This is a genomic window from Streptomyces sp. NPDC026092, assembly GCF_040638605.1.
In the GTDB taxonomy this organism is placed as follows: domain Bacteria; phylum Actinomycetota; class Actinomycetes; order Streptomycetales; family Streptomycetaceae; genus Streptomyces.
Genome location: NZ_JBEZYN010000001.1, coordinates 412,102 through 436,737 on the forward strand (window position 1 = coordinate 412,102; position 24,636 = coordinate 436,737).

The window sequence follows — 24,636 nt, forward strand, 5'->3', positions numbered from 1 at the left end:
GCGCTTGAGGGTGTCCTCAGAGCGCGGCGGTCGCCGTGACCCGCGCCTGGTGGACCCGCAGGTGCAGGGTGGCGAGGCCGAGCAGCGGCGTGGGCACGGACAGGGCACGCGCGCGTGCCACCAGGTCCCCGAAGAGGTGCTCGACCTCCGTCGGGCGCCCGGCGACCAGGTCCCGGTACAGGGAGGGCACCATGGGCGACCCGGTGGCGGTCACGATGCCGAGCGTCATGTCCCGTTCCGCCTGCGGTACGGGATGGCCTGCCGCCTCCGCGACCGCCGCCGCCTCGGCGAGGACGGCCGGGCCGAGCTCCGCGCCGCCCGGGACGGCGGTGACCTCCCCGACCGTGCCCCGCATCAGGCTCGTCACCGCGCCGAACGTGGTGATGAAGACCCATTTGTGCCACATGGACGTCATGACGTCCTCCGGCACCAGGGCGTCGATGCCGGCCTCGGCGAGGACGGACCGGACCTTCTCCACGCGCGCGGTGGGCGTCCCGTCCTGCTCGCCGATCGTCAGATGGGCGATCGGCGCGAGGCGGACGATGTCCCCGTGTTCGTCGAGCGTGGTGACCACCTTGGCGACCCCGCCGAGGACCCGCGCGGCGCCGAAGCGGGTGTTCAGGGCGTCGATGTGGGCGAGACCGTTCAGCAGCGGCACGATGACGGTGTCCGGTCCGACGGCCGGCGCGACGTCCTCCATCGCCTGCTCCAGGGCGGTGGACTTCACCGAGAACAGGACGAGGTCGTACGTCGTGTCCAGCGTGTCGGCCGTGACGAGCCGGGGCGCGACGGACCACTCCTCGCTCGGACTGCCGCGCCCGACGACGCGCAGGGTGCGCTCGCGCAGCTCGGCCGCGCGGCGCGGGCGGACCAGGAAGGTGACGTCCTGTCCGGAACGGGCGAGCAGCGCCCCGAAGTAGCCTCCGGTGGCTCCGGCGCCGACGACCAGGATCTTCATGAGTGCGGACCTCTCGGGGAACGTTGCGCGGTGGACGGTACGAGCAGGGGGCGGAGCAGCCGGTGCGGGCGGGCGAGGGCCGCCGTCACCGGGTCGTCGTCCTCGGCCGGAGGCGCGAGGCCAGGGCCCGGCGCCACGAGGACGTCGCCGACCGGGACCGGGGCCCCGCACCCCGTACACCGGCCGTCCTCGGCGATCGGCGCGTCGTCGTCGGCGTGGCGGAAGACGCGGCGCGGCCCGCCGGCGGAGCCGTAGAAGTCGTCGCCCCAGGACGTGAGCGCGCGGACGGCCGGCCAGAGCGCGACGCCCTTGGAGGTGAGGGCGTAGACCTCGCGGCGGCCGGTGTCCGGAAGGCGGGCGAGGACGCCCGCGTCCGTGAGCGAGGCGAGCCGGTCGGCCAGGACGGCGCGGGGGAGCCGGAGATGGGCGGCGAACTCGCCGAACCGGCGGACCCCGAAGAACGCGTCCCGCACGATCAGCAGCGTCCAGCGCTCACCGACGACCTCCATGGAGCGTGAGAGGGCGCAGCTCTGGCCGCTGTAGTCGCGGGGGAGTGGCATGCGGCAGACAGTAGCGCAGAGAGTTCGGTGGTTGAACTCTTTTCGCGGAACAGGGAGGAACGGGGTGAAGGAGAAGGGGGCGGAGGGGGATTAGGCTCGGGGACGATGAAGACGCCACCGACCCGGGAGCCCAAGGCCGACAAGGCGAGCGTGCGACGCCACAACCTGAGCCTCGTCCTGCGCACCGTCCACGACGCGGGCGAGACGACCCGCGCGGCCGTCGCGGCGCGCGTCGGCCTCACCCGCGCCGCCGTCTCCTCCCTGGTGGAACAGCTCATGGAGCAGGGCTTCCTGGTCGAGTCGGGCAAGACCTTCAGCGGCCAGGCGGGCCGGCCGGGGACGGTCCTGAAGCCCGCCGGCACCGGTCCCGCCGGGCTCGGGGTCGAGATCAACGTCGACTACGTGTCCGTGTGCGTCGTCGACCTCGCGGGGAGCGACCGGGTCCGGGTCGCGGAGTCCGTCGACAACCGGGCGGCCGAGCCGGCCGAGGTCCTCGCGCGCGCCGCCGGGCTCGCGGCGCAGGCGCTGCGGAGCGCGGCGGAGCGGGAGCTGCGCCCGGCCGGGGTACGGCTCGCCCTGCCGGGCCTCGTCTCGTCCGGAACCGTCCAGCAGGCCCCGAACCTCGGCTGGAACCGCGTGCCCGCCGACCGGCTCTTCGGCGAGGCCCTCGCGGAGCGGTGGCCCGGGCAGGGCGAGCTGCCGGTCACCTCCGACAACGAGGCGAACGCGGCCGCGCTCGCGGAGCTGTGGTTCGGCGCCCTCGGTGACGTACGGACCTTCCTGTACCTGACCGGCGAGATCGGGGTGGGCGGCGCGATCGTCGTGGACGGCGAACTGCTGCGCGGCGCCCACGGCTTCGCCGGCGAGATCGGCCACCTGCCCGTGGACGCCGACGGGCCCCTGTGCCGCTGCGGCTCGCGCGGGTGCCTGGAGCAGTACGCGGGCCAGTCGGCGCTGCTGCGGGCGGCGGGGGCCGCCGGGGTGGAGGAGCTGGCGCGCGCCGCCGACGCGGGGGAGCCCCGCGCGGTGGCCGCCGTCGAGGAGGCGGGCCGGATGCTGGGCCTCGCGCTCTCCGGCGCGGTGAACCTGCTCGACCCCGAGGCGGTCGTTCTCGGCGGGATCTACCCCCTGCTGATGGCCCGTCTCGGCCCGGCCGTGAACGCCGAACTCGCCCGCCGCGTTGTCTCCGGCCTCTGGCCCCCGGCCGCGGGCCGGCTCCGCCCCGCGTCCCCGGCGACCCCGGCGTCCCGAGGCGCGGCCGCGTTCGTCATCCGCCAGGTCCTCGACGATCCCTTGACGTACATGACCTGAGGCTCGCGGCCGCGGCGCCCCGCCGTTCGCCGGGCGGCCCGTGCCGCACTCCGTCCTGCCGCAGGGGCGCGCCGGCCCCGTTCCGCGCGTCCCCCGGCCCCCGTCGCGACTCTCATCCCACTCTCACGCAGGCCTTATCCAGCCATCACCGCGCGCCCCTAACTTCACGCTCATGTTCTTCACCTACCTCCGGCGCGAGCTGCGCCGTCGCAGAAAGGCGGCGCTCGTCGTCGCCTCCGGGCTCGCGCTCGGGATCGCGTTGGTCATCGTCGTCAACTCCGTGGCAGCCGGCATGAAGCAGGCCCAGACGCAGGTCCTGGAGTCCCTCTACGGTCTCGGCACCGATCTGACCGTCACCAAGGCCCGCGAGGAGCCCCAGGCCGGTCAGCAGGCGCAGCGGCCGCGGTTCGAGTTCGACGCCAACGAGGACGGTGAGGAGCAGAGCAGCGACCGGCTGATGGTCCAGGGCTTCCAGACCCTGGCCGCGTCGACGGTCACCACCGTCGCCAAGCAGGACGGTGTCGCCCAGGCGGTCGGCGGGCTCAGCCTCACCAACCTCAAGATCGACGGCGAGTTCAAGCGCGGCGAGTTCAAGCAGGCGCAGCCCGCCCAGCCCGGTGGCCCCGGCGGCTCCGGCAACGGAAGCGGCGGCGGAGGCCGGGTCGAGGGCGGAGGCGCCGCCTTCGACGTCAACTCCTTCACCCTCTACGGCACCGACGTCACCACCCCCGACCTCGGCCCCCTCACCACCTCCACGATCACCGCGGGCCGTACCTTCAAGACCACCGAGACCGACGCCAAGTCCGTCGTCGTCGACAGCGCCTACGCCAAGCAGGAGGGCCTCGCCGTCGGCGAGACCCTCACGGTCAAGGCGGTGAAGTTCGAGGTCATCGGCATCGCCACCGCCGACAGCGGCCAGTCCGCCGCCCAGGTCTACCTGCCGCTCAAGCAGGCGCAGACCCTGTCGGACTCCAAGGACAAGATCACCACCGTCTATGTGAAGGCGACCGACTCGACGCGGATCGACGCCGTCAAGTCCGCCATCCAGAAGAACGTCGCCGGCACGACGGTCACCACCTCCGCCGACCTCGCCGAGACCGTCTCCGGCTCCCTCGACACCGCAGCCAACCTCGCCACCAACGTGGGCAAGTGGCTTTCCTACGCCGTCCTGGTCGCCGCCGTCCTCGTCGCAGGGCTGCTCACCTCCTCGGCCGTCAGCCGCCGGGTGCGCGAGTTCGGCACGCTCAAGGCGCTCGGTTGGAAGAGCGGCCGGGTCACCCGGCAGGTGATGGGCGAGGCGCTCGTCAACGGCCTCATCGGAGGAGCCCTCGGCATCGCCGTCGGCCTCGCCGGCGCGTACCTGGTCACCGCCGTCAGCCCCACCCTCACCGCCGAGCTCGGCAGCGGCGCGCTGACCAGCGGCGGCCCGGGCGGCGGCCGGGTGCTCGGCGGACCCGGCATGGGCGCCGCGAGCCAGGGCGCGGCGGGCAACACCCTCGACATCGCCCTCACCGCGCCCGTGAGCGTCACGACCGTCGGCCTCGCCGTCCTCCTCGCCCTCGGCGGCGGGCTCGTCGCGGGCGGCTTCGGTGCCTGGCGCGCCTCGCGCCTGCGGCCGGCGGACGCGCTGCGCCGCGTCGAGTAGCCCGAACCCCCTTCACGTATCGCAGGAGTTGCACCCATGTACGAACTCACCGGCGTCACCAAGCAGTACCGCAGGGGCCAGGAGAGAGTCGACGCGCTCGCCGGCATCGACCTGACCATCAGGGAGGGCGACCGCCTGGTCATCCAGGGACCCACCGGCGGCGGGAAGTCCACGCTGCTGCAGATGCTGGGCGGTCTCGACCGGCCCACCTCGGGCAGCGTGGTCCTCGACGGTGTCGATCTGGCCAAACTGCCGGAGAGCCGGCTGACGGCCGTCCGCAGCCAGAACATCGGCTTCGTCTTCCAGTCCTTCAACCTCATCCCCACGCTCACCGCCCAGGAGAACGTGGAGACGGCGCTCGTCCCCATGGGCATCAAGGCGGGCGAGCGGCGCACCATGGCGGCGGAGGCCCTGGACTCCGTCGGCCTCGGCGAGCGCCGCGGGCACCTGCCGGCCGAGCTCTCCGGCGGCCAGCAGCAGCGCGTCGCGATCGCCCGTGCCCTGGTGAAGCGCCCCAAGGTGCTCCTCGCCGACGAGCCCACCGGCAACCTCGACGAGTCCATGCGCGACGAGATCGTGGACCTCCTCGAAGGGCTCTGGAAGGAGCACGGCCTGACCTTCGTGATGGTCACCCACGACAGTGCGATCGCCCGCCGCGCCCCGCGCCTGGCGACGATCCGCAAGGGCCGCATCACGATCAAGGAAAACCGCCACGCGGAGGCCGTGGAGGCATAGGTCCACCACCGCGAACCCCCCGGTGATGCCATGATGTGCGCCATCACGTACGAAAGTACGAAACTCGCACAAAGGTCCTGGGGGGTTCGTGGGAACGGGAACAGGAACGGAAGCAAGAGCGGGAGCGGGCACGATCGGTACCGCGCTGAGCGAGTTGCGATCCGCCCAGAAGTCCGCGAAGGGGGTCTCGCTCTACTCCCGGTTCGTCAACCGCCCGGTGGGCCGCCTCCTCGCGGCAGGTTCGTACGCGCTCGGCCTGACGCCCAATCAAGTTACCTTGATCAGCGCCGGGTTCAGCTTCGCCGCCGTCGCCGCACTGGCTCTCGCCACCCCCTCCTGGACCCTCGGTCTGCTGGTCTGGCTCGGGCTCGCCGTCGGCTTCGCCTTCGACTCCGCCGACGGACAGCTCGCCCGGCTGCGCGGCGGAGGCAGCCCCGCGGGCGAGTGGCTCGACCACGTCGTGGACTGCGCCAAGATCACCGCGCTGCACCTCGCCGTACTGATCGCCTTCTACCGCCACCCCGGCCACTTCGGCACGGCCGACGACGGCTGGTTCCTGGTCCCCCTCGGCTTCCAACTCACCGCCGTGGTCACGTTCTTCGGCGGACTGCTGACCGAGAAGCTCAAGCCCCGCCCGGCGCCCGGCACCCCGGCCGCGCAGCCCTCGACGCTCCGTGCGGTGGCGCTGCTCCCCGTCGACCACGGCGTCTTCTGCCTGGTCTTCCTGCTCCTCGGCGGCGGAACCGCGTTCCGCTGGGGCTACACGGCGCTCGCCGTCGCGAGCGCCGTGTTCCTCCTCGCCTTCCTCGCCAAGTGGTTCCGCGAACTCAGCGCAGCCCCTCGCTGACCCCAGTGCCCGGCTCGACCTCCTGCGTCAGGAGGTCGAGCGCGCGCCGCAGCTGGGTGCTGGAGGTGTGCATCGTGTACGGGAAGTAGACGATCTCCACCCCCACCCCCGCGAAGTCCCGCTCGAGCCGGTCCCCCTTGGGCGTGCCGCGCCAGTCGTCACCCTTGAACAGCACGTCGAATCTGACCTGCTTCCAGGTCTCCAGCTTGTCCGGCACCGTCTCCACGAACGCCGCGTCGACGTACTTCACGTTGCGCACGATCTCCAGGCGTTCGACCAGCGGGATCACCGGCCGGCGGCCCTTGGCGAGCTCCGCCATCTCGTCCGAGACCACCCCCGCCACCAGGTAGTCGCACTGACTGCGCGCGTGGCGAAGGATGTTGAGGTGCCCTATGTGGAAGAGGTCGTAGGCCCCCGGTGCGTAGCCGACGCGGTACGGCCTTCCTGCGGTCATGTGCCAAACCCCCCAGGTGCGTTCGCGCTCCCCAGCGCGAAGGAGTTCCGACGATAGCGTGCACGTTCCGTTGAGAGTGGGTGAACGACTAGGGTGAAGTCCGGTTCGCGTCACTGGGGGAGAGGGGCGGTCGCGTGGGCGAAGTGACGGCGGGGAGCGGTGACTTGGGGAATCCGGCGACGCGCAGGCGGCTGCTCGTGGTCTCCACCAACTACGCTCCTGAGCACGCCGGGATAGGGCCGTACGCCACGCAGATCGCCGAGCACTGGGCGGCGAGCGGCCACGAGACCCATGTCCTCGCCGGCATGCCGCACTACCCCGCCTGGTCCCTGGACCCGTCCTACGCCAGGGCCTGGCGCCGCACCGAGGAACGCGCCGGGGTCGTCGTCCACCGCCGGCGCCACACCGTGCCCGCCCGCCAGACGGCCCTGAAACGTGCCGCGTTCGAGGCGAGCGTGCTCGCCCACGGACTCCTCGCGCCGCCGGGCATGGCCCGCCCGCACGCCGTGCTCGCCCAGATGCCCAGCCTCGCCGGTGGCGTCATCGGCGCTCGCCTCGCGGCCCGTTGGCGCGTTCCGTACGTTCCCGTCGTCCAGGACCTGATGGGCGCGGCCGCCGCGCAGAGCGGCATCCGGGGCGGGGACCGCGCCGCCGCGCTCGCCGCCCGGGCGGAGACGTACGCGCTGCGCAGGGCCGCGCTCGTCGGCGTCATCCACGAGACCTTCGTCGACAAGGTCGCCGCCATGGGAGTCGACCCCCGCCGCATCCGGCTCGTCCCCAACTGGTCCCATGTGCCCGGTCCTTCGGGCTCGCGCGCCGAGACCCGGCACCGCCTCGGTTGGGTCGACGGCGAGACCGTCGTCCTGCACTCCGGGAACATGGGGCTCAAGCAGGGACTCGACGTCCTGGTCGAAGCGGCCCGGCGCGAGCCGAAGATCAGGATCGTCCTGCTCGGCGACGGCAACCAGCGCGCCCACCTGGAGCAGTTGGGCGCCGACGTCCCCAACCTCGACTTCATGGAGCCCGTCGGCGACGACGAGTTCCCCGACACGCTCGCCGCCGCGGACGTGCTCGCCGTCACCCAGCGCGCCTCGGTCCTCGACATGAGCGTGCCGTCCAAGCTGACCTCGTACTTCGCCGCCGGACGCCCCGTCGTCGCCTCCGTCGCCGCCGAGGGCGGCACCGCCCAGGAAGTCCTCCGCTCCGGTGCCGGAGTGCTCGTACCTCCGGAAGATCCCGACGCGCTGCTGGCCGAAATCCGTAGACTCGGCTCAGATCCGACGGCCGCCGACGCACTCGGCGCCCAGGGGCCCCGCCACGTCGAGGCCCATCTGACCCGAGCGGCCGGCCTCGCCCGGATCGACGCACTGATCGACGAGGCTCTGGGGGGTCCGAGCACGTGACACACTCGCACGTCACCGCGGTCGAGGACGACGAACCGGAGCTGCTGCGCGACCAGTTCCGCCAACTCCTGCGCTACCGCGCGATCATCACCTGCGGCATCGGCATCGGACTGCTCGGCGGCGTCTGGTTCGGCATGTCCAACGCCGACACCTACGTGGCCACCAGCCAGGTCGTGCTGCGCGCCCCCGTCAACGACCCCTTCAACCCCAGCATCTCCCAGGACAAGACCCTCAACATGGGGTCGGAGCGGCAGACCGCCCTCAGCAGCAGCGTCGCCGAACAGGCCGCGAAGAAGCTCGGCTGGACCGGCACCATCGGCAAGCTGCAGAAGGACCTCCAGGTCACCAACCCGCCGCAGAGCCAGGTCCTCCAGTTCACCTACACCGCCGACACCCCCCAGGCCGCCGCCGACCGGGCCAACGCTGTCACCCAGGCCTACCTCGCGCTGCGCCAGAAGCAGTGGACCGATGTGCGGGCCACCATGCTCGCCGGTCAGCAGCGGCAGCTCGACGAGGTGGCCAAGAAGCACGACCAGAAGACCAAGGAACTCGACCGGATGCCCGACGGGGCGGCCCGCGACGCCGAGTACGGCGTCAAGACCAACCTGCTCAACCGCATCAACGAACTCGATGCCCGGATCAGCCAGCTCAAGTCCCTCGACATGTCGCCCGGCACCGTCATCCGCGTCGCCACCGCCCCCGGCTACTCCGACGGCCCCGGACTGCCCATGAGCCTCGGTCTCGGCGCCCTCGTCGGCGTGGCGCTCGGCCTGCTCGCCGCCTGGGTCCGGCTCGTCTTCGACCCCGCGCCGCGCTCCGCCGGCGACGTGGCACGGGCGGTGCGCGCCCCCGTCCTCGGCACCCTGCCCCGCGGCGCCACCGACGTCCTCCTCGCCGACGACCACACGGACGCCCGGGCCGCCGAGGAGTACCGCTCCGTCGCCTTCCGGCTCGCCTACGACCAGCGGTTCGCCGACCGCCGGCGCCTCCTCGTCGTCGCCCCGCGCGGCTGCAACGAGGCCGCCGTCTCCGTCGCCTCCCACCTCGCCGCCTCCTTCGCCGAGACCGGCAAGGACGTCCTGCTCATCGAGGCCGACCTGCGCGACCCCACCCTCAAGGGCCGGCTCCGCGCCCACGCGGCGACCGCGCCCCGCTGGAGCAGCCCGGTGGAGAAGCCGGAGCAGGAGGAGAACGGCTGGCCCACCGGGCGCCAACTCTCCGTCGACGCGGGCGAGTCGGGCTCCTTCGGCCTGGTCCCCGGCGAGCGGGTGCGGAACGTGGCACGCGCCCTCACCGGACCCCGCGTCACCCGGCTCATCGCCGAGGCCGACTCGCCGAACGCCACCGTCGTCGTCCTCGCCCCGCCCGTCCTCAACTACGCGGACGCCCTCGCGCTCGTCGACCGCGTCGACGGCGTCCTCGTCGTCTGCGACCCGCGCGCCGTCCACCGTACGGATCTCCAGCGCATCCGCGAGCTGATAGCGGGCGCGGGCGGCACCGTCCTCGGCGCCGTCGTGCACTCCGGGCGCCGTCGCCGCCGCGCCGCCAAGCAGGAGAAGGGCCATCGCGGGTCCGGCGGCGGCAGACGGCACGTGCCGCCGCCCGCCTCCGACGAGTTCGCCGCCGAACCCGAGCAGATCCTCCTCGGCGACGGCTCCGACACCGTCGCCCTGCGCGCGCTCCGCGCGGAGGACGTGCGCACCGGCGACATCCGCGCGGGCGACCGTTGAGACGTGCCGTGACCGTCGCCGCCTCGGTCCTCGACCAGGCGGCGGCGAGCCTCACCAACATCGCCGTCCTGGTGATCGCGGCGCGCGCCTCCAGCGCGGACGGCTTCGCCGCCTTCTCCATGGTGTACATCGTCTTCACCGTGCTCCTCGGCCTCGGCGCCGCCTTCGTCGGCCAGAGCGTCGTCCTGGAGAGGGGCGAGGAGCCCGAGGTCGGCGCGGCGGTCCGGTCCGCCGTCACCTTCACCGCCGCCGCCTCCACGGCCGCCGGAGTCCTCCTCCTGGCCGTCGGCGCCCTCATCGGCGGGCCCACAGGGCTCGCCGTGCTCGCCCTCGGCGCGGTCCTCCCGGTCGTCCTCGTCCAGGACGGCCTGCGCTACGGCTTCTCCGCCCTGCGCACGCCCCACCGGGCCCTCGCCGCCGACCTGCTCCGGCTCGCCTGCGTCGTACCCGCCCTCCTCCTTCAGCCGCACGGCAGCTCACCTGCCCGCCTCGTCCTCGTCTGGGGCCTCTCGGCCCTGCCCGCCGCGCTCCTCGGGCTCACCCTGCTGCACCCGTACGTACGGAAACGGCCGGGCACGCCCCGCCGCTATCTGCACCGGGACCACCTGGGCCGTCGGTTCGTCGTCGAGTTCGCCGTCGGCAGCGGCTCCAGTCAGCTCGCCGTCCTCGGCCTCGGGCTCTTCGCGAGCCCCCTCGTCGTCGGCGCGCTGCGCGGCGCGACCACCCTCTTCGGCCCGCTCAACACGCTGTTCACCTCCGTCAACGCCTTCGGACCGCCGCTCCTCGGCCGGACCGGCTCCCGCCGCGCGACCGTCCGGGCCGCCACCGCGCTCGCCGCCGTCCTCGCCCTCGTCGCGCTCGGCTGGGCCGCCGTCCTGTACGCCCTCCCCGACCGCGTCGGCCGCCAACTCCTCGGCGCCACCTGGCAGTCCACCACCGAGCTCGTGCCCGCCACGGGTGGACAGTACGCGGTGATGGCGGCCGGCACCTGCGCCCTGGTCACCCTGCGCGTCCTCAGCCCCCGCGCCACGCTCGGGGTCCAGGTGGTCTTCTCCCTGCTCTCCGTCGCCCTGATGCTCGCCGGGTACGCCCTCGCCGGCGCCCCCGGTGCGGCCTGGGGCCTCGCCGCGGGCTCGGCGCTGAAGGCCGTGGCCGCGTGGATCCGGGTGAAGCGCACCCGCCCGGAGCCCGTCGCGACGCGCCCGGAGGATCAGCGCAGCGCCGCGCCCTTGTCCTGACGCCAGGTCATGACGAGGGCGATGCAGATCAGCGCGATCGCCACCCGGCCCGAGGCCTGGAGCAGCGGCCCGCGCAGCAGGATGAAGGAGTACCCCGCCACCAGCGGCACCACCAGGGAGATCAGACTGCCCGGCGGAGCCCTGCGCGTGCCCCGGCGGGCGAACCGCCCGTCGACCCGGGCCGCCGCGTAGCCGAGCCCCGTCATCCCGGCGACCATGCCCACCGCCCCGAAGTCGATCCACAGCTCGGCCCAGACGGGGGAGGAGAGATTGGTGTTCACCGTCCCCATCCACTGGCCGACCATCACCCCGGTGTCGCGCGGCTTGCCCGGCCACACCGAACGCGGCACCGCGAAGAACACGGATCCGGCCAGCTGACGTCCGTACCGGTGCCGGCTGCCCGAGTTGACCAGCGTGATGGTGTTGGCGAACATGCCGACCTGGTCGTAGTCCTTGAGCGCCAGCGGCTCCAGGACCGATGTCGTCTCGACCGGGCGGTAGTTCTTCTCGTCGTACCGGAAGCGGTCGGAGAACGGGAAGACGATCAGCGCCATCACCACCCCCAGGCTCAGCGCCGACCGGTACATCGCCGCGCTCACCGGAAAGACCGTGAACAGCAGCGAGAACATCACCGTCAGGAACCAGTAACGGGGGTTCGAGATGGGGTTGTTCACGACGAGGTTGAGTGCCACCAGGGCCAGGAAGACGCCGGCCACCATGGGCCGGCGCCTGGCCCGCCGCGAGGTGACCAGCCAGCGGCTGTACACGAGCAGCGCGAAGAGCGCGGGCACGGTGCCGAATCCGCGCAGGAACGCCTGGCCGGCCTGCGAGTCCGCCTGGGAGACGCCTGCCTCCTCGATCCCCGCGATGATCTCCTGACGGCTGGAGAAGAACACGGCGGGTCCGCCGAGCTTCATGACGAACAGGCCACTGCACGCGAAGGCGAGCAGCACGAGCAGATACAGCCGCCGCCGGTGCACGAGCGCCGGCCGCCCCTCTGCCCGTCGGGACGTCCCGGGCCTGCCCCGCGCCAGCAGGGACCCCACGTCGAACGCGGCGCAGCCGACCAGGACGAGCGCCACCGCCATCGTCAGATCCGAGCGCGGACCCACCACAGGCGTCGGCACCCGCCCCAGGACGGCCTGGGCGAGCGGCGCCACCCCCATCGCCATGTAGACGAAGAGCCAGAACGAGCCCTGCAGCAACTTCCGCCGGCTGGTGAGGATCATCGCCGAGAGCCGCGCCCCGGCGTACATGGTCAGCGCGATCTGAAGGAAGTACGCGGCGTCGTGGACGCCCGCGCCCGGCTGGATCGCCACCAACAGGGGCAGGAACACCGTGAAGCCGAGCACGAGGGGGATCGACAGCGCCCGCGACAGGAGCGTGCGCGGCGACACGGCAGGCGCGAGCAGCAAGGGCGCCGGTACGGCGGGATCGGGACCGGCGGGATCGGATCCGCCGGGATCGGATCCGGCGTGGTCAGGTCCGGCGGAATCCGGTCGCGCCGGGGTGTTCGTTCCGCCGCGCACTTCGGTCGTCATCGCGCCCCCTGGAGCCCGGGAGCCACGGCTCCACGGATCTCGAAGTCCCCACCCCGGACCATCACTTCGCGCCAGTCTACCGACGCCCCCCTGTCATCTCCCGTCAACCGTTAGTCTGATCGGCGGGCGCCTGGGGAGGCGCCGGTGGGGGTGAACTCATGCGGAATCTACCGGCCTTCACTCTGGCCGGATACGACAAGGGCCGCGGCAGACTCGTGCAGGCCCTGTGGTTCGCGGTGATGAACACGGTCTTCATGGCCTGGTTCTGCCCGGCCCGGCTACGGGTCGCTCTGCTGCGGGCCTTCGGCGCGACCATAGGCGACGGCGTGCTCATACGGCACCGGGTCAGGGTCCTGTGGCCTTGGAAGCTGACCGTCGGCGACCACACCTGGATCGGCGAGGGCGCCTGGCTGCTGAACCTGGAGCCCATCACGCTCGGCGCCCAAGTCTGCGTCTCCCAGGAGGCGTTGCTCTGCACCGGCAGCCACGACCACCGGGCCGCCGACTTCCGCTACCGCAACGCCCCGATCACCGTCGAGGACGGCGCCTGGGTCGCGGCCCGCGCCACCGTCCTGGCCGGCGTCACCGTCGGCCGGCACGCGGTCGTCGCCGCCGGTACGACGCTCCACAAGGACCTCCCGGAGCTCACCCTGCACACGGCCGACGGCCGCCGACCGGTTCCGGTGCCCGCGTGAGCGGCCCTGGGGGAGCCCGAAGCCTCAAGGTCCTGCACGCGGTCACCCTGCACAGCCCCACGCACGCCTTCGGCGGGCCGGTCCGGGTCGCCGTGAACCTCGGCAAGGGCCTCGCCGCACGCGGCCACCGGGTCCGGCTCACCGCCCTCGGTGACGGCTTCCCCGGCCCGCTGCCGACCGACGTCGACGGTGTGCCCGCCCGGCTCTACCGGGCCCGCTCCGTCCTCCCGCTCGGCTTCAGCGGCATCACCTCGCCCGCGCTCCTCGCCGCGGCCGCCGCCCTGGTCAAGGACGCCGACGTCGTCCACGTCCACCTCGCCCGCGACCTCGTGACCCTGCCCGTCGCCCTGGCCGCGCTCCGGGCCGGGCGCCCGCTGGTGCTCCAGACGCACGGCATGGTCGACCCGAGCGACAAGCCGCTCGCCAAGCTCCTGGACGCGGTCGCCGTCCGGCGCGTGCTGCGCGGCGCCTCCGCCGTCCTGTACCTGACGGACCGCGAGCGCAGGGACCTGGACGCGGTCGTCGGCGCCCCGCTCACCGGAGCCGTACGCCTGGTCAACGGCGTACCGGCCCAGGAGCCGCGCCCGGCGCCGATAGGGCCGCCGCGCATCCTGTACGCGGCCCGGCTCCAGGCCCGCAAGCGGCCGACCGACTTCGTGGCGGCCGTCCCGGAGATCCTGCGCCACCACCCCGACGCCACCTTCGTCCTGGCGGGCCCCGACGAGGGCGAGCGGGCCGCCGTGGACGCGCTCGTCGCCGAACTGGGCGTCGGGGACCGGGTGAGCCTGCCCGGCCCGCTGACCTCCGAGCGGATGCTGGAGGAGCTGCGCCGGGCGCACGTGTACGTCCTGCCCTCGGTCGACGAGCCCTTCCCGATGTCCGTCCTGGAGGCCCTGTCGGTGGGTACCCCGGCCGTCGTCACCACCTCCAACGGGCTCGCCCGGGACATCGCGGAGGTGGGCGCGGGCCGGGTGGTCACGGACGCGGCGGGCCTGGCCCCGGCCGTACGGGAACTCCTGGAGCCGGGCGAGAACGACGCCGCGTCGACGGCGGCCCGGAAGCTGGCCGCCGAGGCCTTCTCGATGGACGCGGTCCTGGACACCCTGCTCGGGGTGTACGAGCGGGCCGCGGGCCCGCGCTGACCCCCGCTCCGGACGCGGGAGAGCCCGGTGCGGTCCTCGGACCGACACCGGGCTCTCCCGCTTGAGACGGTTACGCCGGCAGCCAGGCGTAGCACGCGCTGGACGTGAACTCCTTCGCCCCCGATGGGACGTTCGCGCGCACCGGCCCCTGGGAGCCGGGCGCGGGCCCCGAGGCGAGGACCTTGCCGTCCGCGCCGAGGGCCTGCCACGCGCAGGCGGGATTCGTGGTCAGGGCACGGTAGGTGCCGGCCTTCGGGGCCTTGACCGTACCCTCGCCGAATCCCGTCCTCGCGGTCGCGAGCAGCGGCTGCTGCGCGGTGCACAGGTGCGTGATCACCGCCTCGGCGTCCGGGATGTCCCCGGCGACGATCGCGCCGACGGCCGCGTCCTTGTCCCGTTTCGCGGTGCGCTCGAGCCGCTGGCAGGACTCCTGCCCGGTCTGGAGCACGGCGGCCGGGTCCGTGTTCACCGGCACCCGCCCGCTCAGATACTTCTTCTCCTTCTCCGTGAACGAACCCGTGACGGGCTTCAGCTGCGCGTCGGGCACGACCGGCCCCTTGGACGCGGAGGCGGAGACGGTCGGACCGGCGTTCTCCGCCGCCTCGGCCTGCCGGTCGGGAACGGCGGCGGACCGCGTGGGCCCGGCCGCCGTGGGCGAACCTTCGGTGGGGCCACCGTCGCCCGGGGACGAGCAGGCGGTCAGGGCGAGCAGCGCGGCGAACACGGCCGCCGCCGCTGCCGGGCGCCGGTGAAGAGGTCGACGCATGAGGGAACTCCCGTGGTACGTCGGATGCGGGGCCCGGTCGGCCGGGCCCCGCATCCGGTGGTGGAGGGACGGTGACCGGTTACGGCGCGCCGAAGGTGAGCACCAGCTGCGGAGTGCCCTCCGCCGCCGTCGCCTCGGACGACCAGAGCCAGAGCGGATCGGTCCCGGTGCTGGTCAGCGCCAGGCCGTACGAGCTGCCGAGCGCCGCCGCGACCGCCGGGGTGTCCAGCGCGGCCGAGTAGACGGTCGACCCGTCCACCGCGCCGCTCAGCGTTCCGACCGCACCCGAGCCGAGCGCGGGCCGGTTGTTGTACGTCACCGTGTTCTGCGCCCAGGCCCCCGTGACGGGTACGACCGAGATCGAGTCGGTCGACCCCGCGCCGGTCATCGTGGTCGTCTTCACCGCGAGTCTGGCGCTCTTGAGGACCTTGCCCGCCGGGGCGGCGGGCAGCGGGAACCTCAGGTACGACTCGTACGCCGAGGTGCCCCGGACGGCCAGCGAGCTGGACGTGCCGTAGTTCGTGCCGGGCGCGCTCGCGTTGGCGTAGGTGTCCTCCGTGGCCGTTACGGTGGTGACCGTGTCGGCGGGGGCGGAGGCCAGGCTGTGGTGCTGGGCGACCTGCGTGGCCGTGAGCGCCTTCGGGTAGACGGCGGCCTCGTCGAGCTGGCCGGCGAAGAAGGAGCTCGTCGGGCGCAGCGGCCAGCTGCCGAGGTTGTCGGCGCCGACGTGCCAGTACCCGTCGTAACTCTGGTTGGTGGTCACGCTGTTGGAGCCGACCAGCTTGCCGTCGATGTACAGCCGCATGCCCTCGGGGCCCTGGGTGCCCACGGCGTGGTGCCAGGCACCGTTGTTGTACGAGCCGAGGGAGGTGAGGGTGCGCGTGGAGCCGCTGTACACGCCGAAGACGATATTGCCGAAGTTGGTCATGTACAGGTGCTTGTCGTAACTGCCGCTGTTACGAGTGGTGTTGTTGCCGAAGCCGATCAGCTTGCCGCCGCGGTTCGTGGTGGTCTTGAACCAGGTCTCGACGGTGAACGGGCCGGTGACGGACTGCCGCCGGTCGCTGTGGATCTGCTCGTCCGTGCCGTTGAGCGCGACGGCCGTGGAGGCACCGGAGACGGCGCCCGGGGTCTGGCGCAGCGCGGGGGCGTTGACGTACAGACCGCTGTTGTCACCGCCGTCGGAGGAGTCGGCCGCGTACGGCGTGGTCGACTCGTCGAAGCGCCAGTAGAGCGAGGCACCGTCGGCGATCACCCGGGAGGCGTACGGCTCAGGGGAGGTCGGCACGGTCACGGTGGACGTCGCCGAGAGCGCGCTGGTGTTGCCGGCGTCGTCCCCGGCGGTCACCCGGTAGCTGTACGTCTGGCCCGGGGTCACGTCGGTGTCCTTGAAGGACACCTGCGGGCGCGACCAGTGCAGCGAGTTGCCCTGGACGGTCGCGATCGGGGTCGCGGCACCGTTGCGGTAGACCTTGTACGTCAGCCTCGAGTCGTCCAGGTCGAGGCTGGAACGCCAGCGGATCTGGACCGCGTTCGGGCCGACGGCGGCGGCGCTGGCGACCGGGACGGTCGGCGCGCCGGTGTCCGGGCCGGAGGCGAAGCGGGTCAGACCCTGTGCGGGCGCCCCGTTGGTGGTGGTGAACTCGCCGCCCACCCACAGGTACTTGATGGCGCCGGTGCCCGAGATGGTGAAGGCGCGCGGGCCGATGCCCTCGCCGATGCCGTCGTTGGTGTCGGGGAACCAGCCGAGCTTGCCGGTCGACGTGGTCGGCTGGGCGAGCAGGTGGTAGCGGCGCCCGTCGGGGAACTCGCCCACGCTGGAGCAGTCGTGGGCGTGCGAGGCGCTGTAGAGCACGCCCTCGTACGAGCGGACGGCCTGCGTGGCCCCCAGGCAGGTGTCGCGCCAGCGCTGCTCGAAGTTCGACAGGTTCAGGGCGATCCGCCCGTCGAAGACGCCGCCGCCGGTGCCCTCGTTGCCGGTGTAGAAGCCGGTGGCGTCGGTCTCGATGTCCTTGACGACGGAGTTCTGCGGGATCCAGCCGTTGGGGTACGCCTTCGTCACGGCGCCGGTCGTGGCGTTCACCACGGCCAGGGCGTGCGAGTTGGCTCCGTTGACGGAGAAGAAGTCGCCGCCGAGCAGGACGTTCTGCCCGTCCGGCGTCACCTCGATCGCGCGGCCCGGCTCGTCGGCGTTGGCCGTGAACGGCAGCAGCGCACCGGCGGTGGTGATGGCCGCGAACCGCTCCCGGGTCTGCCCCTCGACGGTGCCGAAGTCGCCGGCCGCGTAGATGGTGGTGTCGGTGACGGCGAGCGCCCGCACGGTCGCGGGGAAGCTCGGGGTGAAGGAGGGCCTCGGTGTGCAGGTGGCGACGTCGATCGCGACGAGGCTGGAGACCGGGACGCCGTTGACGGCGCCGAAGTAACCGCCCGCGTACAGCGTCTGCTTGTCCGGCGAGACGACGAGTGTCCGCACGGTCGCGGTGCCGCTGCCGACGGTGAAGGAGAGGGCGCAGTCGGTGGGCGCGCCCGTGGCCGCGTCCATCGCCGCGAAGTTGACGGCGCTCTTGGGAGCGCCGGCGGTGCCGTCGGGCGGGCGCACCTCGGAGAAGGTGCCGCCGACGAAGACGGTGTCGTTCGTCTCGGCCAGTGCCCAGACGACACCGTTGGTCTGCCAGGTCGGCAGATCGTCCGCGGTGAAGGCCACCGGCGGCGTCAGGGCCGCGGCCGTCGGGGCCAACGAGCCCCCGGCTCCGGCCGCGACGGTCAGGACGAGGGCAGCGGTGAGCCCCCAGGATCTACGCATGTTCCCCCCAGGCGTGATAGCCCAGTCAATGTGGCGTGAAGTGGTGCAACTGCCATCTGATGAATGCGAACTGTACGACGAACTGACAACCGGATAAGGCCACTTGGCGAATCCCGTACCATCCGGCCCCGCAGCCGCCTGGGCCGCCACCGCCCCACGGGCGTCCACCGGGCCGGAAGCCGCAGGTCAGCGGTCGATGCGTACCGTGGCGCCGGCCAACTGGTCCTCCACGAGCCGGACATCGGCGTCGACCATGATCCGGGCCAGTTCCTCCACCTGGACGGCGGGTTTCCAGCCGAGCAGTTCCCGTGCCCGGCTCGCGTCGCCGATCAGCGCGTCCACTTCGCTGGGGCGCTCGTACTTGGGGTCGTACCGCACGTGCTCGGACCAGTCGAGCCCCACGTGCGCGAAGGCAGTCTCGACGAACTGCCGTACCGTGGAAGGGACTCCGGTCGCCACCACGTAGTCGGTCGGCTCGTCCCGCTGGAGCATCCGCCACATCGCGTCGACGTACTCGGGGGCGTACCCCCAGTCGCGCACGGCGTCGAGGTTGCCCAGATAGAGCCGGTCCTGCAGCCCCGCCTTGATCCGCGCGACCGCCCGGGTCACCTTGCGGGTCACGAAGGTCTCGCCCCGGCGCGGCGACTCGTGGTTGAAGAGCACCCCGTTCACCGCGAACATTCCGTACGCCTCGCGGTAGTTGACCGTCGCCCAGTACGCGAAGACCTTCGCGGCGCCGTACGGGCTGCGCGGGTGGAACGGGGTCCCCTCGTTCTGCGGCGGCGGGGTCGCGCCGAACATCTCGGAGGAGGACGCCTGGTAGATCCGCGTGTCGATCCCGCTCGCCCGGATCGCCTCCAGGAGCCGCAGCGCGCCGAGACCGGTCACGTCACCGGTGTACAGCGGGGCGTCGAAGGAGACCCGCACATGCGACTGCGCGCCCAGGTTGTAGACCTCGTCGGGGCGGATGTCGCGGAGCAGGTTCACCAGCGCCACACCGTCCGAGAGGTCCGCGTGGTGCAGAACGAACGAGCGGTTCGCCTGCTGCGGGTCCTGGTAGATGTGGTCGATCCGCTCGGTGTTGAAACTCGACGAGCGGCGGACCAGGCCGTGCACCGTGTAGCCCTTGGACATCAGCAGTTCGGCCAGATACGAGCCGTCCTGCCCGGTGACGCCGGTGATGAGTGCGGTCTTGCCCATACGTTGCTGCCCCTCCCTGACGGACCGGCCCCCAGCCGGTCCGTGTCATACGGAAATGGTGTGTTACAGGCCGTAATTCCCGATCTGGTGTACTAGAGCCCCCCTCGGCCTGGCATGATCCGGGCCATGACTGAATCGACGACCGCAGCCCTGAGAGCAACGACGTCGTACCTGCCCGAACGGGCCCGGATATTCGTGGCGGGCCACCGCGGTCTCGTGGGCTCCGCGATCGCCCGCCGGCTCACCGCCGACGGGCACGAGGTGATCACCAGGACCCGCGCCGAACTCGATCTGCGCGACGCCGAGCGGACCGCCGCCTTCCTCGCCGAGACCCGCCCCGACGCCGTCGTGCTCGCCGCGGCGAAGGTCGGCGGGATCATGGCGAACAGCACCTACCCGGTGCAGTTCCTGGAGGAGAACCTCCGGATCCAGCTCGCCGTCGTCGCCGGCGCGCACGCCGCCGGCGTCACCAGGCTGCTCTTCCTCGGCTCGTCCTGCATCTACCCCCGGCTCGCCCCCCAGCCCATCACGGAGGACGCCCTCCTGACGGGTCCGCTGGAGCCCACCAACGAGGCCTACGCGCTGGCGAAGATCGCCGGGATCGTGCAGATCCAGGCGTACCGCAAGCAGTACGGAGCCTCCTACGTCTCGGCGATGCCGACCAACCTCTACGGCCCCGGCGACAACTTCGACCTGGAGAGCTCGCACGTCCTGCCCGCCCTGATCCGCCGCTTCCACGAGGCCCGCGAAGAGGGCAGGGAGGAGATCACCCTCTGGGGCTCCGGCACCCCGCGCCGCGAGTTCCTGCACGTCGACGACCTCGCCGCCGCCTGCGCCGTCCTGCTCGACCGCTACGACGGCGACGAGCCGGTCAACATCGGCTGCGGCGAGGACCTCACGATCCGCGAACTCGCTGAAACCATCGCCGAAGTGACGGGATATCAGGGCAGGATCGCCTGGGACACGAGCAAGCCCGACGGCACCCCGCGCAAACTCCTCGACGTGTCCCGGCTGACCGGCCTCGGCTGGAAGCCGGCCGTCGCCCTGCCGGACGGCATTGCCGCCACCTACGCCTGGTGGCGGGAACAGCGCTGATCTCATGCGGCGGCCGGCCCGTCAGTACGCTCCGCGACCGTCGACGACGGCGCGGAACGTACGGGCCATGACATCCACATCACTGGTGAACGACCAGTTGTCCACGTAGTGCAGATCGAGCTCGACCGTCTCGTCCCACGACAGGTCCGAACGGCCGCTGATCTGCCAGAGCCCCGTCATCCCCGGCCGTACGGCGAGGCGCCGCAGCTCCACGTCCCCGTACCGCGCCACCTCCTCCGGCAGCGGCGGACGCGGCCCGACCAGCGACATCGAGCCGAGCAGCACGTTGATCAACTGGGGCAGTTCGTCGAGCGAAGTGCGGCGCAGCAGCCGTCCCACCCGCGTCACGCGAGGATCGCGGCGCATCTTGAACATCAGACCGTCGTGCTCGTTGGCGCGCTCCAGCTCCTCCTTGCGGGCATCGGCGTCCAGGAACATCGTACGGAACTTCCACATCACGAACGGCTCCCGGCCCTGTCCGATCCGCACCTGCCGGTAGAACACCGGACCCTGCGAGCCGAGCCGCACGGCCGCGCCGATCGCCAGGAACACCGGCGAGAGCATCAGCAGACCGAAGGCCGCCCCCGCGCGGTCCATCACCGACTTGAGGGCCGGCTGGACGCCGCTGCGCAGCGGCGGAGCGACCCGCAGCAGGGCGAGCCCCGCCGCCGAGGTGGTCTCCAGACGCTTGACCGCGCACTCCACCAGGCCCGGCGCCAGGGCGAGTTCGGTCCCTGCGTCGTGCAGCCCCCAGGACAGCCTGCGCAACCGCTCTCCCGCCATCGCGGGACCGGCCGCGACGAGCACGATGTCCGCCTCCAACTCCCGCGCTGCGGTGAGAACATGGCAGGTGTCGCCGTCCGCCTTCTCCGGCGTCGCGGTCCCCAGGCGGGCCGCGACGGGGGCCCCGGTGCGGACCGGGCCCTCGCCGATCGCGACGACGCCGACCACCACGTACGGGTGCTCGGTCCGCCCCGCGAGATGCTCGGCCACGTCACCGGCCGCCGCGGGCTCGCCGAGGACGAGCACGCGGGTGACCACCTGCGCCTCCCGGCGCGCGGCCACCAGGTGATGCCACGTCAACTTCGAACAGATCAGGGTGAGTACCGGAGCGGGCAGCAGTACGGCGAGGCAGAGCAGCGCCGGGTGGTGCAGATCGGCGGCGGCCCGCATTACGGCCAGGACGCCCAGCAGGATCAGCCAGTCGTGCAGCACGGGCAGACTGCCCCGCGACTCCCCGAGTTCACGGCGTGCGTACCTCCGGCGCAGCGCCCGCACCGCGACCCAGGACAGGGCGGCGACGAGGGCGCCGGCGTAGGCGTACGGCTGATGCTGGAGCCGGAGAATCAGCGCCACCGGCACGCCCACCCCCAGGGCGTCGACGGTCAGCGCGACGACCGGATACCAGCCCGCCTTCGTGCGGGAACGCGTCGCCGCGGCCGGTGAACCGGCTGCGGATCCAGTGGAGTTGGTCTCAGTGGTGCGGGCATGCCACATGTACCCCCCAGGCACGTGTCGACGTTCGCCACCCTGTTCGTCGACCCCCTGATCGACGAACAAGCGTCGCAACGCCGGAACAGTACGACATACACGCGCACGTCCGCTGCAGTTCACGCGAACGACCTCAGAAGGTGATGGCGTATTCATCTCGTGACATCGGGGCCGGTGTGGACACGGCCGGACGCATGATACGTCTGTGCAAAGGGAGTTGACGCACGTGAGGACATGAAAAGAAGGGGTGGGGATGTGGTGGAGGGGGACGAGGTCGGCATGGGGGAGAGCGGCAGAGATGTGGCGGAAAGCACACCACCCGTCACGCCGCGTAAGCATCGAGTGAGCCCGAAACGCGTCCTGTTGGCCGCGCTCGCCCTCCTCGGCATCGGCATCCTGCTGGCAGGCGGCGCCGGCTGGTGGGCGGTCGAGCACTACACCGGCAAGGTCGACCGCATCCCCGGCGCCTTCCCCACCCATGTCCCGCCCGCCGAACAGCCCGCCCCCTCCAAAGGCGGCCTCACCTTCCTGCTCATCGGCGTCGACAGCCGCTCCGAGCTGCCCACCACCGGACGCGACGCCAAGGCCCCGACCTGGACGTACGGCGCCCAGCGCAGCGACACGATGATGCTGGTCCACCTCCCGGCCGACCACTCGGGCGCCTACGTGGTCTCGCTGCCCCGCGACTCCTGGGTCGACATCCCCGGACATGGCACGTCCAAGCTCAACGCCGCCTTCTCCTGGGGCGGCCCGCCCCTCCTCATCGACACCGTCCAACGCCTCACCGACGTCCGCGTCGACCACCTCGCGATCATCGACTGGGAGGGGTTCAAACAGCTCACCGACACCGTCGGCGGGGTCGACCTCCGCGTCGACGGCACGGTCCGCCACATGAACGGGGAGCAGGCCCTCGTCTACGTACGCGAGCGCAAGAACCTGCCGCGCGGCGACCTCGACCGCACCCAGCGCCAGCAGAACTTCCTGCGCGCCGTCCTCACCAAGGCCATGACCACGCGCAACCTGACCAACCCGGTCAGGACGGCCGAGCTGCTCGACGACCTCACCGCGAGCGTCAGCGTCGACGACCGCCTCAGCGACGGCGATCTGCGCGAACTCCTCTGGGACAACAAGTCCGTTCGCCCCGGCGACATGGTCTTCATGAACGCCCCCGTCACCGGCACCGACACGATCAAGGGGCAGTCCGTCGTCCTGCTCGACGCGAAGGAATCCGGCGCGCTGTGGGCCGCGATGCGGAACGACACCATGGCCGCCTACGTCGCCGCTCACCGCACCGACCGCCTCGGAAGCGGTACGCCCTAGGCCGCCCGGACTCGCCCGCCGCGCGCCCGACGGTGGTTGTTCCCCCGCCGGTCATCGGCTGTACTACAGCCAGCCCGCACGGAGCCGATGCCGCCCGCGGGACCGGCGAGCAGCTCCGAACGACCCTAAGGACGGCCATGGCTGACAGGTCCTCAGGCCGAGACCATCGGGCGCCCGGACGGCGCAGGATCCTCCCGGGAGTCGTCCTCGGCGTCCTGCTCCTCGGTGCCTGGGCCGGCATCGGCGCGGCGGGCGTCCTCCGCGCCGACGCACCCGCCGCGTCGGCGCCGTCGAAGGCGTACAGCACCGCGCTCCCCTTCGACCTGCCGCCGACGGCCGAACTGCGCCGGTCGGAGAAGCTGGTCTTCGCCCACTACTTCACCCCGTACCCCCTCTCCCTCGACAACGAGCCCGCCGACCGCGACTACTACACGAGGAACTACCTGACCCCGCACGGTGAGAAGGGCAAGCACAGCGCCTACGGAGGCCTCCTCCGCGACCGTCCGCTCCCCGCCGCACCCGAGAGCGGGAACTGGGAACTCGCCCACCTCCGCCAGGAGATCCGCACCGCTCGCGACGCCGGACTCGACGGCTTCACCCTCGACCTGCTCTCCGACAGCGGACGCAACCGGGACCGCGCCGAACTGCTCCTCAGGGCCGCGCAGGAGGAGGACCCGGGCTTCCGGATCCAGCTCATGCCGGACATGACGGCACTCACTTCCGCCACCCCCAGCTCCCTCGCCGACCTCCTCGCGGAACTGGCCCGCTCGCCCTCGGCGCACCGGCTGGCCGACGGCCGGCTCGTCGTCTCCCCGTTCAAGGCCGAGGAGAAGAACCCCGACTGGTGGCGGGCGTTGATGCGCGAACTGGAGGCCCGGCACGGCATCAGGACCGCCCTCGTCCCCCTCTTCCTCGACTTCACCCCCGACCGGGACGGTTACGCGGCGATCAGTCACGGCCTCTCCGAGTGGGGCGCCCGCAGCCCCGACCGGCAGGCCGGCGCCGTCGCCGACGCCCAACGGGCCCACCGGCTCGGCAAGATCTGGATGCACCCGGTCTCCGTCCAGGACGCCCGCCCCAACCAGGGCGTCTTCGACGAGGCGGGCAACACCGAGACACTGCGCGCGAGTTGGCAGGCGGCCATCGACTCCCGCGCCGACTGGGTCCAGCTCACCACCTGGAACGACTACTCCGAGGGCAGCCAGGTCGCGCCCTCCCTGCACAACGGCCACGCCTACCTGGACCTCTCCTCCTACTACCTGACCCGGTTCAAGACCGGCGCCTGGCCCAGGATCCTGCGCGACACGCTGTACCTCACCGCGCGCGTCCAGTTCGTCGACGACCTGCCGCCCGCCACGCTCCAGCCCCAGGTGATACGGCCCCGCGAAGGCACCGCCACACCCCGCGACACCGTCGAGGTCCTCTCCTTCCTCACCGCCCCGGCCGAGGTCCGCACCAGGACGGGCACCACCGCCGGGAGCCACCGCGCGCCGTCCGGGGTGCACGCCCGCCTGCTGCCGCTGCGTACCGGACACAGCTCCGCGACCGCCGTGCGGGACGGCACGACCACGACGACGGTCACCAGCCGCTACCCGGTCCGCCGCCCGGTCGACCGGCAGGACCTGCAGTACTACGCGGTGACGAGCGGCCGCGCCCAGCGCTAGTGGCCGTGCGGGCGGTTGTCAGTGGCCGGTCCTACCGT

Annotated in this window: 20 protein-coding genes; 12 read left to right on the top strand and 8 right to left on the bottom strand. The window is 72.3% G+C overall.

Annotation, left to right across the window (positions count from 1 at the left end):
- Positions 1-16 precede the first annotated feature (16 nt).
- Both AB0F56_RS01780 and AB0F56_RS01785 read right to left on the bottom strand, forming a co-directional pair.
- The gene (locus tag AB0F56_RS01780; protein WP_362002879.1) at positions 17-958 is read right to left on the bottom strand and encodes a ketopantoate reductase family protein; all 942 of its coding nucleotides are present in this window, start codon (positions 956-958) and stop codon (positions 17-19) included.
- Positions 955-1,518, bottom strand: a complete 564-nt coding sequence (locus tag AB0F56_RS01785; protein ID WP_362002881.1) for a helix-turn-helix domain-containing protein — start codon at positions 1,516-1,518, stop codon at positions 955-957. Before AB0F56_RS01785 ends, AB0F56_RS01780 begins: the two co-directional genes overlap by 4 nt.
- 105 nt (positions 1,519-1,623) lie before the next feature.
- Between AB0F56_RS01785 and AB0F56_RS01790 the strand changes: the two genes are divergently transcribed.
- The 4 genes from AB0F56_RS01790 (at position 1,624) to AB0F56_RS01805 (ending at position 6,056) form a co-directional block, all read left to right on the top strand.
- Positions 1,624-2,829 carry an ROK family transcriptional regulator gene (locus AB0F56_RS01790; RefSeq protein ID WP_362002883.1) on the top strand — a complete coding sequence of 402 codons (1,206 nt, stop codon included), beginning with the start codon at positions 1,624-1,626 and terminating at the stop codon, positions 2,827-2,829.
- A 172-nt stretch (positions 2,830-3,001) separates the two neighbouring features.
- Entirely contained in the window at positions 3,002-4,474 is a 1,473-nt protein-coding gene (locus tag AB0F56_RS01795) for an ABC transporter permease (RefSeq protein WP_362002885.1), read from the top strand.
- A 36-nt stretch (positions 4,475-4,510) separates the two neighbouring features.
- Complete coding sequence (locus tag AB0F56_RS01800) at positions 4,511-5,209, top strand: ABC transporter ATP-binding protein (RefSeq protein ID WP_362002887.1); 699 nt, start codon at positions 4,511-4,513, stop codon at positions 5,207-5,209.
- Between the two features lie 145 nt (positions 5,210-5,354).
- Positions 5,355-6,056 (top strand): CDP-alcohol phosphatidyltransferase family protein, encoded by a 702-nt coding sequence (locus tag AB0F56_RS01805; protein WP_362003209.1) that lies wholly within the window; start codon positions 5,355-5,357, stop codon positions 6,054-6,056.
- Here the strand turns inward: AB0F56_RS01805 and AB0F56_RS01810 are convergent.
- Positions 6,037-6,510: an adenylyltransferase/cytidyltransferase family protein gene (locus tag AB0F56_RS01810; RefSeq protein WP_362002889.1), complete on the bottom strand. Its 474-nt coding sequence runs from the start codon at positions 6,508-6,510 to the stop codon at positions 6,037-6,039. The genes AB0F56_RS01805 and AB0F56_RS01810 overlap by 20 nt on opposite strands.
- Before the next feature lie 197 nt (positions 6,511-6,707).
- Here AB0F56_RS01810 and AB0F56_RS01815 point away from each other — a divergent pair, with 197 nt between their 5' ends.
- From AB0F56_RS01815 to AB0F56_RS01825, 3 genes are read left to right on the top strand one after another with little or no spacing between them, the layout of a single operon-like run.
- Positions 6,708-7,913: a glycosyltransferase family 4 protein gene (locus AB0F56_RS01815; protein WP_362003210.1), complete on the top strand. Its 1,206-nt coding sequence runs from the start codon at positions 6,708-6,710 to the stop codon at positions 7,911-7,913.
- Entirely contained in the window at positions 7,910-9,643 is a 1,734-nt protein-coding gene (locus AB0F56_RS01820; RefSeq protein ID WP_362002891.1) for a lipopolysaccharide biosynthesis protein, read from the top strand. The genes AB0F56_RS01815 and AB0F56_RS01820 overlap by 4 nt, the downstream gene beginning before the upstream one ends.
- A complete protein-coding gene (locus tag AB0F56_RS01825; protein ID WP_362002893.1) occupies positions 9,640-10,881 on the top strand; it encodes a hypothetical protein in 1,242 nt (413 codons plus the stop codon). The genes AB0F56_RS01820 and AB0F56_RS01825 overlap by 4 nt, the downstream gene beginning before the upstream one ends.
- Here the strand turns inward: AB0F56_RS01825 and AB0F56_RS01830 are convergent.
- Positions 10,854-12,422 (bottom strand): hypothetical protein, encoded by a 1,569-nt coding sequence (locus AB0F56_RS01830; RefSeq protein WP_362002895.1) that lies wholly within the window; start codon positions 12,420-12,422, stop codon positions 10,854-10,856. The genes AB0F56_RS01825 and AB0F56_RS01830 overlap by 28 nt on opposite strands.
- Before the next feature lie 158 nt (positions 12,423-12,580).
- Here AB0F56_RS01830 and AB0F56_RS01835 point away from each other — a divergent pair, with 158 nt between their 5' ends.
- A complete protein-coding gene (locus AB0F56_RS01835) occupies positions 12,581-13,117 on the top strand; it encodes a WcaF family extracellular polysaccharide biosynthesis acetyltransferase (protein ID WP_362002897.1) in 537 nt (178 codons plus the stop codon).
- Positions 13,114-14,259 carry a glycosyltransferase gene (locus AB0F56_RS01840; protein ID WP_362002899.1) on the top strand — a complete coding sequence of 382 codons (1,146 nt, stop codon included), beginning with the start codon at positions 13,114-13,116 and terminating at the stop codon, positions 14,257-14,259. Before AB0F56_RS01835 ends, AB0F56_RS01840 begins: the two co-directional genes overlap by 4 nt.
- A 70-nt stretch (positions 14,260-14,329) precedes the next feature.
- Here AB0F56_RS01840 and AB0F56_RS01845 read toward each other — a convergent pair whose 3' ends face one another.
- From AB0F56_RS01845 to gmd, 3 genes are all read right to left on the bottom strand, one after another.
- A complete protein-coding gene (locus tag AB0F56_RS01845; protein ID WP_362002901.1) occupies positions 14,330-15,025 on the bottom strand; it encodes a hypothetical protein in 696 nt (231 codons plus the stop codon).
- Between the two features lie 79 nt (positions 15,026-15,104).
- Positions 15,105-17,828, bottom strand: coding sequence for a DNRLRE domain-containing protein (locus AB0F56_RS01850; protein ID WP_362002903.1), 2,724 nt, complete (start codon positions 17,826-17,828; stop codon positions 15,105-15,107).
- 186 nt (positions 17,829-18,014) lie between these two features.
- Complete coding sequence (gene gmd / locus AB0F56_RS01855; RefSeq protein WP_362002905.1) at positions 18,015-19,028, bottom strand: GDP-mannose 4,6-dehydratase; 1,014 nt, start codon at positions 19,026-19,028, stop codon at positions 18,015-18,017.
- A gap of 126 nt (positions 19,029-19,154) precedes the next feature.
- On the opposite strand from gmd, the gene AB0F56_RS01860 reads away from it, so the two are divergent.
- Positions 19,155-20,123: a GDP-L-fucose synthase gene (locus AB0F56_RS01860; protein WP_362002906.1), complete on the top strand. Its 969-nt coding sequence runs from the start codon at positions 19,155-19,157 to the stop codon at positions 20,121-20,123.
- 21 nt (positions 20,124-20,144) lie between these two features.
- Here the strand turns inward: AB0F56_RS01860 and AB0F56_RS01865 are convergent, their stop codons facing one another.
- Positions 20,145-21,620 (bottom strand): sugar transferase, encoded by a 1,476-nt coding sequence (locus AB0F56_RS01865; RefSeq protein WP_362002907.1) that lies wholly within the window; start codon positions 21,618-21,620, stop codon positions 20,145-20,147.
- 336 nt (positions 21,621-21,956) lie between these two features.
- Between AB0F56_RS01865 and AB0F56_RS01870 the strand changes: the two genes are divergently transcribed.
- Complete coding sequence (locus AB0F56_RS01870; RefSeq protein ID WP_362002909.1) at positions 21,957-22,934, top strand: LCP family protein; 978 nt, start codon at positions 21,957-21,959, stop codon at positions 22,932-22,934.
- 137 nt (positions 22,935-23,071) lie between these two features.
- A complete protein-coding gene (locus AB0F56_RS01875; RefSeq protein ID WP_362002911.1) occupies positions 23,072-24,598 on the top strand; it encodes a glycoside hydrolase family 71 protein in 1,527 nt (508 codons plus the stop codon).
- Positions 24,599-24,636: the final 38 nt, after the last annotated feature.